Origin of the sequence: Clostridium sp. UBA871, from assembly GCF_002295255.1 — a bacterium.
Taxonomy (GTDB): domain Bacteria; phylum Bacillota; class Clostridia; order Clostridiales; family Clostridiaceae; genus Clostridium_J; species Clostridium_J sulfidigenes.
Genome location: NZ_DBFV01000011.1, coordinates 767,100 through 783,626 on the forward strand (window position 1 = coordinate 767,100; position 16,527 = coordinate 783,626).

Genomic DNA, 16,527 nt, shown 5'->3' on the forward strand with positions numbered 1-16,527 from the left:
GGAATGGCAAATGGAAAGAATTTTAGATATAGAAAATTTACAAGTTTCATTTCATACCTATGCGGGTGAAGTAAAAGCAGTAAGAGGTGTAGATTTCCATCTTGATAAGGGTGAAACTTTAGCTATAGTTGGAGAATCAGGTTGTGGAAAAACAGTTACATCAAAGGCTATAATGAGGCTGTTACCAGAACCAATGCCAGCAGAAATTAAAAAAGATTCTAAAATCATTTTTGAGGGTAAAAATATTTTAGATATGAACGAGAAGGAATTAAGAAAATTAAGGGGATCAGATATATCTATGATATTCCAAGATCCTATGACTTCATTAAATCCTACAATGACAGTTGGTAAGCAAATTGCTGAGAGTTTAATAATTCATAGAGGTATGAATAAAGCTGAAGCTATGAAAGAAGCAATAAAAATGCTTGATCTTGTTAATATACCAAATGCTGATAAGAGAGCTCATCAATATCCGCATGAATTCTCAGGTGGTATGAGACAAAGAGCTATGATAGCTATAGCTCTTGCATGTAATCCTAAGATACTTATTGCGGACGAGCCAACTACTGCTCTAGATGTTACAATACAAGCTCAAATAATGGATCTTATAGGAGATCTTCAAAAGAAACTAGGAACTGCAGTTATACTTATTACTCACGATCTTGGAGTAGTAGCGGATACTGCGGATAGAATTCAAGTAATGTATGCGGGACAAGTTATCGAAAGAGGTACTGTAGAAGAAATATTTGCAAATCCTCAACACCCTTATACATGGGCATTGCTTCAATCAGTTCCAAGACTTGAGACAAAAAATAAGGATACGCTTTACGCTTTAAACGGTACTCCGCCAGACTTAGTTAAACCACCAGTTGGATGTCCTTTTGCTGCAAGATGTGAATATTGTATGCAAATATGTTTAGAGGAAATGCCAGAAGTAACTAATGTAGAGAACGATCACCAAGTGTTGTGTTGGTTAAAACACCCAATGGCACCTAAGGTTGAAGTTCCAGAAGCGTTAAGAAGAGGTGAATAAGATGGCTGAATCAAATAAAAAAGAAGTTTTAATTGAAGTAAAGAATCTTAAGAAATATTTCGAGGTTGGTAGGAATGCTACACTTAAGGCGGTAGACGATGTTAGTTTTAATATATTTAAAGGTGAAACATTAGGTCTTGTTGGAGAATCAGGTTGTGGAAAAACAACGTGTGGAAGAACTGTAATGGGACTTTATGGAGCGACTGGTGGTGAAATATTATTTGATGGAGACGATATTAGTAAATATGATAAAAAACAGAAAAAAGAGTTTACTAGAAGAGCTCAAATAATATTCCAAGACCCTTATGCATCGCTAAATCCAAGAATGACTGTTGGAGATATTATTGGGGAAGGAATAGATATTCATAACCTTCACAAAGGTAATGAAAGACAGGCTAGAATTTATGAATTACTACAATTAGTAGGACTAAATAAAGAGCACGCATCTAGATTCCCTCATGAGTTTTCGGGTGGACAAAGACAGAGAATAGGGATAGCAAGAGCTCTTGCTATAGAACCAGACTTCATAGTTTGTGATGAGCCTATATCTGCTCTAGATGTATCTATTCAAGCGCAAGTTGTTAACTTGCTGATAAAATTGCAAAATGAATTAGGATTAACATATTTATTCATAGCCCATGACCTATCAATGGTTAAACACATATCTGATAGAGTTGGAGTTATGTATTTAGGAACTATGGTAGAACTTGCTAGTAGTAAAGATTTATATGATAAGCCTTTACATCCATATACTCAAGCGTTATTATCAGCGATTCCAATTCCTGATCCTGATGCAACTAAGAAAAAAGCAAGAATACCTTTAGAAGGAGAAGTGCCAAGTCCAATAAATCCTAAACCAGGTTGTAGATTTGCACCTAGATGTAGATATGCAAAGCCTATATGTAGTGAAAAAACTCCTGAGTTTAGAGAAATTGAGCCAAATCACTTTGCTGCATGTCATATACTATAATTTAAATAAAAAAATAAGAGTGCTTAAGCACTCTTATTTTTTTATTTAAAAGCTTAGTCAAATTTTGTTTTTAATCATTGTAATTTCAAACAAAGACTTTATCCAATGACTATCAATTTTATTCATTTATTGAGTTTTATTACCAGGTATATAAATTCGTATATCTTTTAATAATATTATAAAAGGAGGTCATATATGGGTGTTTAGTAGTAAATATCATATTGAATTTAATTGAGTTTTATTTAAAGAAAATACAGAAAAAAGAATTTTATTAAAAAACGAAATTCATATATCTTCTTTTAATGATTAATTTATGAAAAAAACTACAAATTACGACAAAGAAAAATATGAAACCTTGAAGATAGGGTGTACCAATGGTAATAGAATCAATTGCCATTCGTGAATTTATAATACTTTGTTGAAATATAGGGAATTTTACGTAAAAAATATAGGTAATAATTCGTATAATTGAATAAAATTAAAATTATAATGTCTTAAGTGGAAGTGGTCAACATTGACATTGTCGTAAAAAGAGTGTACTATAAATATAAATAAAAGTTATGAGGAAATGTGTAGAAATATGCACAATGAATAACGCAAAGATGAGCCGAGGTTAGAAAGAAAATTTTTAATTTTTGAACTAAACCAAATTATTTTAAGGGGGATTACTTATGAAGAGTAAAAAAATACTAGCATCATTATTAGCATTATCTATGGTAACATCAGCGGCATTAGTTGGGTGTGGTAAAGGCGAAGAAAAGGGTGCAGGAACTGCTGCTAATGGAGAAGCAGATGCTGAACAATATTTAAATATGCTTTTACAATCTGAACCAAAAACAATTGACCAATCTAAATCAAGTGATTCATATTCTTCACAAATTCTTGCAAACTGTCAAGAATCATTAACAAGAATTGTACAAGATGAAAATGGTAAAGATAAAATTGAAAAGGGTATAGCTGAAAGCTGGGAAACTTCAGATGATAAATTAACTTGGACATTTAAATTAAGAGATGCTAAATGGAGTGATGGTAAACCAGTTACTGCAGAACAGTTTGTATATGGTATTACTAGAACTCTAGATCAAAATACTGCATCACCATATGCTTTCCTATTATATCCTATTGCTAACGCTGTAGAATTCAACTCTGGTAAAGCTAAGGCAGAAGATTTAGGAGTTAAAGCTCTAGACGAAAAAACTGTTGAGTTTACATTAGCATCACCATGTGCATACTTTCTTGATTTAACATACTTTAAAGTAATGCAACCACAAAGAGAAGATATAGTAAAAGAACACGGTGATAAATATGGTTCAGAAGCTAACAGTATGGTATATTGTGGACCATTTATGATATCTGAATGGGTACATAATAATAAAGTAGAATTTGTTAAGAATCCTGAATATTGGGATGCTGAAAATGTAAAACTTGATAAAGTTACAATGAAAATAATAAAAGAAGAGTCTGCTAGAATGAATGAATTACTTAATGGTTCATTAGATATGGCTACAGTAGTTAAACCAGAATGGATAGAAAAGTTTGATTCTGCTGGTGAATATGAAGCTAAAAAAGGATATGATGGTTCGACTACATATACTTTCTTTAACCTTAAAGATAAATTATTCAGTAATGCTAAGGTAAGAAAAGCATTTATAGTAGCAGAAGATAGAGAAAATAAAATTAAGACTTTAAGAAAAGGTCTTGGCGAACCTGCTCTAGGTTTTGTACCAAAGTCTGTACAAATAGGTGGAGAAGAATATAGAACAAAAGTAAATGAATTACCAGTTCAAAAATTAATGGATGAAAATACAGATCCAAAAGCATTATTAATAGAAGGTATGAAGGAACTAGGGCTTGGAGAAGATCCATCTAAAATAACCATTAGTTACTTACAATCAGGTACTGATGCGGTAGCTAAAGAATATGCTGAATTCCAACAACAAGTTTATACAAAAAAACTTGGAATTAATGTTAAAGTTGATTTTGTTGAATGGGCACAATTCCAAGAAAGAACTGATAATTTTGATTATCAAGTTGCAGGTATGGCATGGACTGGAGACTATAATGACCCTAACACATATTTAGATTTATGGACATCAACAGCTGGAGTTGTACCAACAGGTTGGTCAAATCCTAAGTACGATGAACTTATAGCTAAAGCAGGAAAAAGTGATGATCCGAATGAAAGAGCTGAACTTTTCAAAGAAGCTGAAAGAATACTATTATATGAAGATGGTGTTGTAAGTCCAGAAGCTTGGAGATTTAAAAATACTTATGTAAGAAAGTATGTTAAAAACTACACTGCTCCATTATTTGGAACAATAGACTTAAAATATACTTATACTACTGGAAGAAAATAATATTATAATGAAATGAGAAAAAGTGAAGCAAATAACGAATGCTTCACTTTTTTTAGATGCTTTGATGTTTTTGCCTATAAAAGTGGGCTTTATAAGAAAATTCTAATTTAATGCATTATAAAGTTAGGGAAAAGAAGTCAATATTATCTAAAATACTATAATATATATAATATATGTAGTGATTAAATGATAAAATTCGTATTACAAATTTCGAATTTAAATGCAAATAAAACCCGATTAATAGAGAAAAAAGAAGAAAAAAGAAAAATAAACAAACGAAAAAAAGTAAAATAAATTAATAAATAAATTTTAATTAAAAAAATATTAATATAATTAATCAAAATGAGAGGTTGCATTAATATTTCATAAGATATTTGCACTTATATAAGATAATAAGTCGAATTGAGGTAATCTTATAAATATTCAGATAATGGGTATTGCAATAGTGAAAGTGTTAATATATAATAAATTTAAATCAGATGGATATGACATTATATCTATTATATTGATGATTAATGAAGGGGGATTATTCATGAAAAGCAAAAAAATATTAGCTGCTTTACTAGCTGTATCTATGGTAACTTCTGTTGCTTTAGTAGGTTGTGGTAAAGATGACAAAAAAGATGAGGGCAAAGGTGGAGAGACTGCTGCTTCTGGAGATATGGATAAAGAACAGTATCTTAACTTATTATTGAGGGCTGAACCAAAGACAATTGATCAATCAAAATCAAGTGATTTGTATTCATCACAAGTTCTTGCAAACAGCCAAGAGGCATTAACAAGAATTATTCAAGATGAAGCTGGAAAAGATAAAATCATAGAAGGTATAGCTGAAAGCTGGAAACCTAACGATGACAAATCTGTTTGGACATTTAAGTTAAGAGATGCTAAATGGAGTGATGGAAAAGCAATTACTGCAAAAGACTTCGTTTATGGTATCACTAGAACTTTAGATCAAAATACTGCATCACCATATGCATTCTTATTATACCCAATCAAAAATGCTTCAGAATTTAACGCAGGTAAAGCTAAAGCAGAAGATTTAGGTGTTAAGGCTGTAGATGATAAAACAATTGAATTTACATTAAATTCACCATGTTCATACTTCTTAGATTTAACATACTTTAAAGTAATGCAACCACAAAGAGAGGATATAATAAAAGAACATGGCGATAAATATGGATCTGAAGCAAATACAATGGTATATAGTGGACCATTCATAATCTCTGAATGGGTACACAACAATAAGATTGAATTTACTAAAAATCCAGAATATTGGGATGCTGAAAATGTAAAACTTGATAAAGCTACAATGAAGATAATTAAAGAAGAGTCTGCTCAAATGAATGAATTACTTAATGGTTCATTAGATATGGCAGCAGTTTCTAAACCAGAATGGATAGAAAAATTTGATAAAACTGGTGAGTATGAGGCTAAAAAAGGATATGATGGTTCTACTACTTATACTTTCTTCAACCATAAAGATAAGTTATTTAGTAATGCTAAAGTAAGAAAAGCATTTATGGTAGCTGAAGATAGAGAAAATAAAATTAAGACTTTAAGAAAAGGTCTAGGAGAGCCAGCTATGTCTTTTGTACCTCCTAAAGTACAAATAGGTGGAGAAGATTACAGAGATAAAGTAAGTGATACTCCAGTTAAGGATCTTATAGATGAAAATCCAGATCCAAAGGCTCTATTAATTGAAGGAATGAAAGAGTTAGGACTTGGAGATGATCCATCTAAAATAACTATTAACTACTTAGAATCAGGTACTTCAGCTGAAAATAAGGTATGGGCTGAATTCCAACAACGTGTTTATGAAGATAAACTTGGTGTAAAAGTAAAAGTTGATTATGTTGAGTGGGCACAATTCCAAGAAAGAACTGATAACTTTGATTATCAAGTAGCAGCTATGGCATGGGGCGGTGACTACAATGACCCTAACACATTCCTTGATTTCTGGGTAACTGGAGCTAACGTTGTAATGACAGGATGGTCAAATCCTAAATACGATAAGCTTATAGCTGATGCAGCAAAAACTGTAGACCCAGCAGAAAGAACCGAATTATTTAAACAAGCAGAAAGAATTTTATTATATGAAGATGCTGTTATAAGTCCAGAGTCTTGGAGATTTAAAAACACATATGTAAGAAAGTATATTAAGAGTTACAGTGCTCCATTATTTGGAACAGTTGATTTAAAATACACTTACACTTCAGGTAGAAAATAATATAAAATAGTATTATAATTTTAAAAAGGCTATCTCATTTCTTTGAGATAGCCTTTTCTGTAGTTTTTAACAAATACAATAAAAAACTGTGTTTAATTAGGTTCTTTAAGTAATATAAACACAGTTTTATTTTATAATTCTATATTATGGTCTACCTTCTGTATACACTTCTTTTAAATCTAAAGATCCAAAGGTTGGAGAAGTATAATTTTTAACATAATTATAAATATAAGTATTTTTGAATCTCCACGTAGTTGGACTACACACTGCATCTTCATAAATAAAAATTTTTTCTGCTTCTTGGAATAACTTCTTTCTTGCTTCTTGATCTGAAGTGGTTCTAGCTTTTTGTATTAACTCTTCATATTTATCGTTCTTCCATCCAGTTTTAACGGAAGCAGTATCATGAAGGAACATATCAAAATAAGTTAGTGGATCATTATAATCGGCAGTAACTGACATTCCTGCTAATTCATAATCCATGTTATCTGTCCTATCGCAGAAAATTGCCCATTCCACATAATCTACATCAATGTTAACTCCTAATGTTTTATTATAATTCTCCTGAGAAAATTCTGCCATTTCTTTACTGTAAGAACTAGTGCCAGATTGAAGAAGTTTAATAGTATGCTTTGAAGGATCTGGATCTAAACCTTCTTCCTTTAAACCCTCTATAAGTAATTTTTTAGGGTCTGGATTTTCTTTTGTTAGCTCGGTTACCGGATTAAAATCAGTAGCACTTCTAAACTCTTCCTCACCTACTTTAACTGATGGTGGAACCCAAGCTGTACAAGGTTCTGCTAAGTTTCTATACAATGCTGAAACTGCACCTTCACGGTCTTCAGCTATGAGAAAAGCTTTTCTTATTTTTGCATTTTTGAAGTATCTGTTTTCTTGGTTAAAAAAATTATAGCATATTGAAGTATCGTAACCTTTTTTGACTGTAAAATTTCCGGTTTCATTTAATTTGTTAATCCAATCCTTGGAACTTACATTAGCTAAATCTAAAGAACCATTAAATATTTCATTCATTCTAGCAGATTCTTCTTTAATTATTTTCATTGTAGCTTTATCAAGTTTTACATTTTCAGCATCCCAATATTCGGGGTTTTTTACTAATTCAATTTTGTTGTTGTGTACCCATTCAGAGATTTTAAATGGACCAGTGAAGATTAAAGTGTCTGCATCTGAGCCATATTTATCTGCATGTTTTTCTATTAAGTCTTTTCTTTGAGGTTCCATTATTTTCAAGTAAGTCATGTTTAAGAAATATGCACAAGGTGATTCTAATGTGATTTCTAAAGTGTGATCATCAATGGCTTTTACACCAACTTCTTCAGCTTTTGCTTTACCAGCATTGAATTTAGCGGCATTTTTTATTGGATAAAGCAAATATCCCATTGGAGAAGCAACATTTGGATCTAATGTTCTAGTGATACCATACACAAACTGATCTGCAGTAACAGGTTGCCCATCACTCCATTTAGCATCTCTCAATTTAAATGTCCAAGTTAAGCCATTTTCGGATTGAGTCCATTTATTAGATATTCCTTCTTTAACTAAGTCATTACCATCTTCATCTACGCCTAATCTAGTTAAAGCCTCCATAGTATTAGTATGGATGTATGATGAATAGACATCATAAGTTTTTGAAGGGTCTAGACTTTGTGGTTCTGCACCTAACAGTACATTAATATATTGATTTTCATCAATAGTGCCTTCTTTAGTTTTCTCGGAGTTCTCTGAACTGCTTGATCTACCACATCCAAGTATTATAGTTGATGCTATGGATAAAGTAAGAATACAAGCTAAGATATTTTTGCTTTTCATAAATATTTCCCCCTATTTATAATATGAAAATATTAGCAATGCTAATATAATTCTCTAATTAAAGAATTATGTCATATCAACGAAGATGAGATATTATTAAAAATTTTGCAAAAGTAATGTAAGTTAAACTAAAAATGGTTATATTTAATTTGAATAAGGTTTGGTAAAGTTATAAATATATATTTCACAAATATAAAAGTTTGTGAAGCTAATAAGTGAAAAATGAAATAGAGTTCACAATAATGATGATAGATAATTAATGATATTGAAAAAAATATTAATTCATATGAAATTATATGAAATAATATAGTGAATATTTCATATTAAAATAATAATTAGATTTAATTGTTATAATATATAATTATACATAAAAAACTACTATATGTAAATATATTTATTTAAGTGAAAATATGTAATGAGATTAATTATTTATTTTGATAATACATAGGGGATGGATGAATAACTGATGTAGAATTTATAAAGGAAATGAATAAAAAAAAGTCTATGGTAGAAAATATAGTTATTACATTAAAACTATATTTTAATAACGCGGAGGTGGAAGCTTGTGGGTAAGACTCCTATAAAAAAAGTAATAAAATCTAAATTAAAAGCTAATAAAGAATTAACTCCACAGGAGGCTTTAAGAGAGCAAATAAAATATGATATAGTAGAAGAATTAGGTTTGGCTGAAAAAGTAAATGAATTTGGATGGAGTAGTTTAACTGCAGAAGAAACGGGGAGAATTGGAGGTATGATGACCAAAAAGAAGAAGGGTCTAAATATTCCCAAGAATGATGAGTTTTTTTAGTTTTATATAATATACTAATAATAATCAAGTTTAACTAAGACTTTGTTAGAATAATTAAGATAAATTATATTAATTTAGTGAAGAAATATAATTATAGCTTAGTTCATGAATAAACATATAGATATGAGATTTGTTACATGGTCATGGAAGAATTCTTAGACAAAATAAAAAAAGTAATGTAAAATAAATAGGTGATTATATAGAAAAGATGGTGAACCTATGGACTGTTATAATGATTTTGCTGATATATACGATGAACTTATTAATGAAGATATCAATTATAGAGGTTGGGCAGATAAAATTATTGAGATTTGCAAGGAATATAATGTTGGAAGAAGAGAGTATTTAGATTTAGCTTGTGGTACAGGGAATTTTACCAAGTTAATTGGGAAAAACTTCATATTTACAACGGCTATAGATTTATCAGAGTATATGTTATCTATTGCTGATGAAAAATTAAAGGCAGAAGGAATTAAAGCTAAGGTTATGTGCCAAGATATATGTACTTTTAATCTTAAAAAGCAGTTTGATCTGATAACCTGTGGATTGGATTCTACTAATTATATAATTGAGGATGAAAAACTTCAATTATATTTTGTGTCAGTTAATAAACACTTAAAGGATGATGGCGTTTTTATTTTTGACATTAATACAGAGTACAAAATAAAAAATATATTAGGAAATAATAGCTTTAACTATGACAGAGAAGATGTGGTATATATTTGGGAAAATCAATTACAAGAGGATATTGTTGATATGTACTTAACCTTTTTTGTTAAAGAAGGACAAGTGTATCATAGATTTGATGAACATCACAGAGAGAGAGCCTATAGTGAGAGTAAAATAGAAAAATTTATAAAAGAAGCAAACCTTGTCATAGAAAAAAAACTTAATTGCTATGAAGAAGTTGCCATAGGCGAGAATACACAAAGAATAACCTATGTTTTGAGTAAGAAAGGATGTTAGAGTAATGAAAGATAAATTAATTAGAGCCACTGCAAAGGATGGTCAAGTAAGAATAATTGCAGCTATTACTACTGAATTAGTGAATGAAGCAACTAAAACTCATGAATGTATGCCAACAGCTTCAGCAGCAGTAGGGAGAATGTTAACTGGTGGGGTTTTAATGGGTGCTATGCTAAAAAATGATACTGATAGTTTAACTATTCAAATAGATGGTGGTGGAGAAGCAAAAGGTGTTACTGTTACTGCCCATCATGATGGAAGTGTTAAAGGATATATAGGAAACCCAAAAGTGGATTTACCTTTAAATGAAAAAGGTAAATTAGAAGTTGGTGGTGCTATAGGTAAAAATGGATATCTAAAAGTAATTAAGGATATGGGGCTTAAAGAACCTTATGTAGGTCAAGTGCCTATATATACAGGAGAAGTAGGCGATGATATAGCGTATTACTTTACGGTATCTGAGCAAACACCATCTGCTGTTGCTTTAGGAGTATTGGTAGATACGGATTTATCTATAAAAGCTGCTGGGGGATTTATTATACAAATGATGCCAGGTGCATCAGAATTCTTAGCAGATATTATAACTTATAGATTGGAAGAAGTTCCATCAGTAACAGCTATGATAGAGAAGGGAATGACTATAGAAGAAATATTAGAATTTATATTTGAAGATATGGATTTGAAAATATATGATGCTTTAGTACCAGCGTATAAATGCGACTGTTCAAGAGAAAGAGTTGAAAGAGTACTGATTAGTATTGGTAAAGATGATTTACAAGAGATATATGATGAGGGCAAGACAGAAGAAATATTGTGCCATTTCTGTAATAAAACCTATAATTTTAAACCAGAAGATATTAAAAAAATATTAGAAGCTATTGACTAATTTCTATAATAAATTCTAAAAACCATATTGACAATAAACTAAAAATTTAATATAATAGTCTTTGTTAAGACTTGGAAGATTTATTGATTTTTAAGCTTAGCAAAGATTATTTTTAATAATGGTGTCACAAATTTAAATTTTGGTCGCATAGCTCAGCTGGGAGAGCACCTGCCTTACAAGCAGGGGGTCACAGGTTCGATCCCTGTTGCGACCACCATATGGCCCAGTGGCTCAGTTGGTTAGAGTGCCGGCCTGTCACGCCGGAGGTCGAGGGTTCGAGTCCCTTCTGGGTCGCCAATAAATTCTAAAATTTGTGTCTGGCTCGATAGCTCAGTCGGTAGAGCAGAGGACTGAAAATCCTCGTGTCGCTGGTTCGATTCCTGCTCGAGCCACCATTATTACGCGGGAGTGGCTCAGTGGTAGAGCGTCACCTTGCCAAGGTGAACGTCGCGAGTTCGAATCTCGTCTTCCGCTCCAATATGGCGCTATAGCCAAGTGGTAAGGCAGAGGCCTGCAAAGCCTTTATCCCCAGTTCAAATCTGGGTGGCGCCTCCAAAAAAGCAAGTAATTTATTTACTTGCTTTTTTATTTTTTTTGTGCATTATATAAATGTGCTTCTTAGAGAGAGGCATTAAAATTAAGTATTAAAAATTCATATTGTAGTATTTTGTATAGATGAGTTACTGAATATCTAAAAAGTATATACTACCTCTATCAATTAATTGAGAGTTGGCTAAAGAAATAGGTGTTATGCCATGCTTATCTAAAAATCTTTTTATTAAATTCCCGTGAGGATATAAATCTAGGTCTCCATAAAAAACTATAGTTTTAGAATCTACCATACCACAAGTTCCTCCAATAAAGCCATAATTCAAATGAGGTAAAAGAATGTCACCTGGTGGAATTAAGAGTACATCATATCCACAGTTATTTAATTCTTTGTAAATGCATATATCAGAAGTTATAAAGGCCTTATTAGATAATACTACAGTAGAGCATTTAGTATAACCTTGATTTATATTTATTAATGTCTTATGATTAATATTTTCTAATAAAGTTTTATCAGTATACCTTATATTATGCATAAAAAAATCAGGAGTATTTACAGCATTAAGGATAATATCATTAGGATATTTATCAGTTAAAGTGCTAGTGCTTCTCAATACTGTTAGATTTAGAGATTTTAGAGTTTCTTCAAAGGTAGAAGATGCATCCTTATGAATGATGGCATTATTATTGTCAATGAAATGCATAAGAATATCAGGATGACCACATATAGCTGGATATAATGAATTGCATGGTTCGCAAAGGATAACTTTACAATTTAAATTTTCTAAAGCAAATAATTCCTCAAAAGAAATTCTAAAGTCTACAAAAGCATATTTCAAAAATATCACCACCTTAAGGTTAGTTGTTACTAACTTAAAAATAATATATCATATATGTTATATTATTTGTAGAATAAATTGGATTTAATAAATTGTATATAGTAAAAAATAAAAACACATAATATACATAATATATTAAAGTAAAGTTCTGTATCTATAAAATTCTTAACATGAAGTGGGGTGATTGAATGCTACTGTTGACCATTGTAAATAATAGTTATAAGGATTATGTATTAAATCAAGTTAAGAGTATGAGTGAGTATTTAAGAGAAAAAAAGAAAAGTATGAATTTGAAAATTGAAAATGATGAATTAGATGAATGTATACATATATATTGGGAAGATGGTGATTACACTGAGGATGAAGTTAAGAAATTATTTAACTATTATACAGCTAATATTTTATATGGTGTAATTATTAATGAATTTTTAGAAAAAAGGGTTAATAAACATCTGAATGAAACATATAACTTTCTTAACTATAACGATATAAGTATTGTAAAAAAGGATATATATAAAATTTTAAAAGAAGAAGTACCTATAGATGATACTGTGATATATTATATGAATAAGAAAAATAGTATTTTAGATAGAATTATTAATTGTATAGAAGAAGGTAACGTATTAAATATTAAAGGGTTTATGGACTTTAGATCCAAGGAATTAATGCCACAGATATATGCGATAATAGAAAAAGTGGTAGAAAGTTATATGATAGAAAAGGAGTATAATGAATTTATTAGTCTTTTAAAGTATTTTGTTGAGATACAAGAAAGTAAGGCTGAAAAGGTAGATTTGTATATTGGAAAAAGAGGAGATTCATATATACTCAGAGATGAATTTGGAAATAATATTATGGAAACCCTTTTGAATGAAATTTGCGAAAATAAAAATATAGTAGACGTTAGTCAAGATGATTTAGTTATAAGTGGACTAATAACTATGTGCCCGAAAAAAATAGTAATACATTCTGCTAATAGATGTAAAAATAAGGAGCTAATTAATACTCTAGAGAAAGTTTTTGAGAATAGAATTTATCATTGTAGTGGTTGTAATGAATGTTTAATGTTTAAAGAAATTATAGAAATGCCTATTGACAATAATATAAAGGTGTAGTAAGATTAACTATGTTAGTGAAAAAGTAAATAACTAATTAACAAGTAGAAACTGCCGTTTCTCACCTTACAGTACTGCTAGTAAGGTAAAATTTTGGTTTACAATGATTGTAATAACAGGACGGCGTTTGCTGTCCTTTTTATTTTATATAAGATAAAAATATGTGGTTTAAAAGCCGGAGGTGAATGTTATCAGTAAAAATAAAGATTTCATGATGAATGAAGAGATAAGAGACAAAGAAGTTAGAGTTATTAACTCAGACGGGGAAGCACTAGGAGTAATTTCTACAAAAGAAGCATTAGAAATTGCATTACAAAAGGAATTAGATTTAGTTGTAGTATCTCCAAATGCAAAACCTATGGTATGCAAAATCATGGATTTTGGTAAGTTTGTTTATGAGCAACAAAAGAAGGAAAAAGAAGCTAAAAAGAAACAAAAAATCACTACTCTTAAAGAGATTAGACTAAGTGCTAGCATAGAAGATCACGATATTGAGATAAAAGCTAATAATGCTAGAAAGTTCTTATTAGATGAAGACAAAGTTAAAGTTACTGTGAGATTTAGAGGAAGAGAAATTGAAAACTCGCAAGTAGGACACAAGATATTAAACCTTTTTGTAGAAAAATTAGGCGATGTTTATGTTATTGAAAAGCCAGCTAGACAAGAAGGAAGAAATATGATAATGATATTAGCTCCAAAAAGAGCATAACCGAGAGGAGGACTTTACAATGCCAAAAATGAAAACACATAGAGGTGCAGCAAAGAGATTTAAAAAGACAGGAACAGGTAAGTTAAAAAGATCTAAAGCTTTTAGACGCCATATATTAACTAAGAAGAGCAGAAAGACTAAGAGAAATCTTAGAAAAACAGGATACGTTTCAACTACTCAAGAAAAAATAATGAAGAAATTACTACCATACTTATAGTAGGAAGTTATCTAGGAGGTAAATATAATGGCAAGAGTAAAAAGAGCGATGAATAGTCGTAAAAAACATAAAAAAGTATTAAAACTTGCAAAAGGATACTACGGTGGAAAAAGCAAGTTATTTAAAACAGCTAATGAATCAGTAATAAGAGCATTAAGAAATGCTTATGTTGGAAGAAAATTAAAGAAAAGAGATTTCAGAAAACTATGGATAGCTAGAATAAATGCAGCTGCTAGAATGAATGATCTTTCTTATTCAAAATTCATGAATGGAATGAAGCTTGCTGGAGTTGAAATAAACAGAAAAATGCTTTCTGAAATAGCAATCAACGATCCAAAAGCATTTGCTGAATTAGTAGAAGTTGCTAAGAAGCATCTATAAGATTAATTAAATATAAAAAATAAAAGCCAGAGGATGACTATGTCATGTCTCTGGATTTTGTTAGACTAAATTTTAATGTACATAATTATTTATTATTTTTATATAAGAAATAAAGATAATAAATAAATGGATATATATAGTATAGAAATGTAGCCATGGCTACATTTTTATACTATATATATTTTAATAAGGAAATGGGGAAACTATATATAAATATATAATCGTGATAAATTTTTTTAAAAGTTTGAGGTGTTATTTATGCAGTTAAGATTAAGGGATGTTCTAAGGCGTAAAAACTTTACTCCAGTTCAAATAATAGCTATGGGATTTGCAACTATAATATTTACAGGTGCCCTATTATTAAGCTTACCTATTGCTACTATAAAAGGTGTAGGAACTCCATTTATAGATTGTATTTTCACATCAACTTCTGCAGTTTGTGTGACAGGATTAGTTACTGTAGATACTGGTACTTATTGGAGTTATTTTGGAAAAACAGTAATACTTATTTTAATACAAATTGGTGGTCTTGGATTTATGTCTTTTGCTACACTTTTATCATTAATTATTGGTAAAAAAATAACTTTAAAAGAAAGATTAATTATAAGGGAATCATTAAATTCAACATCTCTTCAGGGAATAGTAAAATTAGCTAGATATATATTAGTTTTTACTTTTTCAATAGAATTTATAGGAGCTTTACTGCTTTCCTTTGAATTTATACCTGAGTTTGGAATTATTAAAGGTATATATTATAGTATATTTCATGCAGTTTCTGCATTTTGTAATGCTGGATTTGATCTTATGGGAAATTACGGTAGCTTAACTGCCTATAGTGATAATGCTTTGATAATACTTACTATATCTTCTTTAATAGTAATTGGTGGACTAGGTTTCTATGCATGGAATGATATATTTAATTATAAACGTACTAAAAGATTAACACTTCAGACTAAACTAGTAATAGCTGTAAGTGCAGGATTGATTTTGTTTGGATTTATAATGTTTCTTGTATTTGAACTTTCTAATCCAGATACTTTAAAACCTATGGGGATTAAAGAAAAAGTGCTGTCAGCATTCTTTGCATCGGTTTCACCAAGAACAGCAGGATTTAATTCTATAGATTTGACAAAGATGACTATGGCATCTACATTTTTATCCATAATGTTGATGTTTATTGGTGGTTCACCAGGATCAACGGCTGGGGGAATAAAAACTTCTACCGCGGGCGTGCTTTTTATGACAATACTATCAGTTATAAATGGAAGAGAAGATACAGAGTTATTTAAAAGAAAAATAAATAAAGAAACTGTATATAAGGCTTTAGCAGTAGTAGTAATAGCACTGGCGTTAGTGTTTACTACAACCATATTATTATCTATTACAGAAAGAGCATCAGGTGCTCCGTTTGAACATTATTTATTTGAAGCTACTTCAGCCTTTGGAACTGTTGGGTTAACATTAGGATTAACTCAAGAGCTTACTGCTATAGGCAAGGCTATAGTAGCACTAACTATGTATGCGGGTAGAGTTGGGCCACTTACATTAGTTGTAGCAATTTCTATAAGAAAAAGTAAAAGAGGAAATTCTATTAAGTATCCAGAAGATAAAATCTTAGTTGGATAAAGGGGGATATA

The 16,527-nt window shown here is 30.4% G+C and carries 14 protein-coding genes, 5 tRNA genes and 1 other annotated feature; of the genes, 17 read left to right on the forward strand and 2 right to left on the reverse strand.

Annotation, left to right across the window (positions count from 1 at the left end; genetic code table 11):
- Positions 1–10 precede the first annotated feature (10 nt).
- The 4 genes from B3086_RS16705 (at position 11) to B3086_RS16720 (ending at position 6,590) form a co-directional block, all read left to right on the forward strand.
- Entirely contained in the window at positions 11–1,033 is a 1,023-nt protein-coding gene (locus tag B3086_RS16705) for an ABC transporter ATP-binding protein (RefSeq protein WP_346848583.1), read from the forward strand.
- Between the two features lies 1 nt (position 1,034).
- Positions 1,035–2,003 (forward strand): oligopeptide/dipeptide ABC transporter ATP-binding protein, encoded by a 969-nt coding sequence (locus tag B3086_RS16710; RefSeq protein ID WP_150846023.1) that lies wholly within the window; start codon positions 1,035–1,037, stop codon positions 2,001–2,003.
- A gap of 671 nt (positions 2,004–2,674) precedes the next feature.
- Complete coding sequence (locus B3086_RS16715; RefSeq protein WP_346893958.1) at positions 2,675–4,360, forward strand: peptide ABC transporter substrate-binding protein; 1,686 nt, start codon at positions 2,675–2,677, stop codon at positions 4,358–4,360.
- 532 nt (positions 4,361–4,892) lie between these two features.
- On the forward strand, positions 4,893–6,590 hold the full coding sequence (locus B3086_RS16720) for a peptide ABC transporter substrate-binding protein (RefSeq protein WP_346848585.1): 1,698 nt from the start codon (positions 4,893–4,895) through the stop codon (positions 6,588–6,590).
- 144 nt (positions 6,591–6,734) lie between these two features.
- On the opposite strand, the gene B3086_RS16725 is transcribed toward B3086_RS16720, so the two are convergent.
- Positions 6,735–8,420, reverse strand: a complete 1,686-nt coding sequence (locus B3086_RS16725) for a peptide ABC transporter substrate-binding protein (protein WP_346893960.1) — start codon at positions 8,418–8,420, stop codon at positions 6,735–6,737.
- 565 nt (positions 8,421–8,985) lie between these two features.
- On the opposite strand from B3086_RS16725, the gene B3086_RS16730 reads away from it, so the two are divergent.
- The 8 genes from B3086_RS16730 (at position 8,986) to B3086_RS16765 (ending at position 11,635) form a co-directional block, all read left to right on the forward strand.
- Positions 8,986–9,228 carry a small, acid-soluble spore protein, alpha/beta type gene (locus B3086_RS16730; protein WP_346848587.1) on the forward strand — a complete coding sequence of 81 codons (243 nt, stop codon included), beginning with the start codon at positions 8,986–8,988 and terminating at the stop codon, positions 9,226–9,228.
- A gap of 219 nt (positions 9,229–9,447) precedes the next feature.
- The gene (locus B3086_RS16735; protein WP_346848588.1) at positions 9,448–10,194 is read left to right on the forward strand and encodes a class I SAM-dependent methyltransferase; all 747 of its coding nucleotides are present in this window, start codon (positions 9,448–9,450) and stop codon (positions 10,192–10,194) included.
- 4 nt (positions 10,195–10,198) lie between these two features.
- On the forward strand, positions 10,199–11,080 hold the full coding sequence (gene hslO, locus B3086_RS16740; protein WP_346848589.1) for an Hsp33 family molecular chaperone HslO: 882 nt from the start codon (positions 10,199–10,201) through the stop codon (positions 11,078–11,080).
- Between the two features lie 141 nt (positions 11,081–11,221).
- Positions 11,222–11,297: transfer RNA gene (locus B3086_RS16745), tRNA-Val, on the forward strand.
- Between the two features lie 3 nt (positions 11,298–11,300).
- Positions 11,301–11,377, forward strand: a tRNA-Asp gene (locus tag B3086_RS16750).
- 22 nt (positions 11,378–11,399) lie between these two features.
- Positions 11,400–11,475: transfer RNA gene (locus B3086_RS16755), tRNA-Phe, on the forward strand.
- 7 nt (positions 11,476–11,482) lie between these two features.
- Positions 11,483–11,557: transfer RNA gene (locus B3086_RS16760), tRNA-Gly, on the forward strand.
- 4 nt (positions 11,558–11,561) lie between these two features.
- Positions 11,562–11,635: transfer RNA gene (locus B3086_RS16765), tRNA-Cys, on the forward strand.
- Positions 11,636–11,760: 125 nt separating this feature from the next.
- Here B3086_RS16765 and B3086_RS16770 read toward each other — a convergent pair.
- Positions 11,761–12,468: a DUF6873 family GME fold protein gene (locus tag B3086_RS16770; RefSeq protein ID WP_346848590.1), complete on the reverse strand. Its 708-nt coding sequence runs from the start codon at positions 12,466–12,468 to the stop codon at positions 11,761–11,763.
- Positions 12,469–12,656: 188 nt separating this feature from the next.
- Between B3086_RS16770 and ytxC the strand changes: the two genes are divergently transcribed.
- From ytxC to B3086_RS16795, 5 genes are all read left to right on the forward strand, one after another.
- A complete protein-coding gene (gene ytxC / locus B3086_RS16775) occupies positions 12,657–13,583 on the forward strand; it encodes a putative sporulation protein YtxC (protein ID WP_346893962.1) in 927 nt (308 codons plus the stop codon).
- A 36-nt stretch (positions 13,584–13,619) separates the two neighbouring features.
- Positions 13,620–13,731 (forward strand) — a sequence feature (ribosomal protein L20 leader region).
- A gap of 33 nt (positions 13,732–13,764) precedes the next feature.
- A complete protein-coding gene (gene infC, locus B3086_RS16780; protein WP_035135821.1) occupies positions 13,765–14,292 on the forward strand; it encodes a translation initiation factor IF-3 in 528 nt (175 codons plus the stop codon).
- A 19-nt stretch (positions 14,293–14,311) separates the two neighbouring features.
- On the forward strand, positions 14,312–14,509 hold the full coding sequence (gene rpmI / locus B3086_RS16785) for a 50S ribosomal protein L35 (protein WP_035135823.1): 198 nt from the start codon (positions 14,312–14,314) through the stop codon (positions 14,507–14,509).
- A 27-nt stretch (positions 14,510–14,536) separates the two neighbouring features.
- Positions 14,537–14,890, forward strand: a complete 354-nt coding sequence (gene rplT, locus B3086_RS16790) for a 50S ribosomal protein L20 (RefSeq protein WP_035135825.1) — start codon at positions 14,537–14,539, stop codon at positions 14,888–14,890.
- A 258-nt stretch (positions 14,891–15,148) separates the two neighbouring features.
- Positions 15,149–16,516, forward strand: coding sequence for a TrkH family potassium uptake protein (locus tag B3086_RS16795; protein WP_346848592.1), 1,368 nt, complete (start codon positions 15,149–15,151; stop codon positions 16,514–16,516).
- The last annotated feature ends 11 nt before the right edge of the window (positions 16,517–16,527 follow it).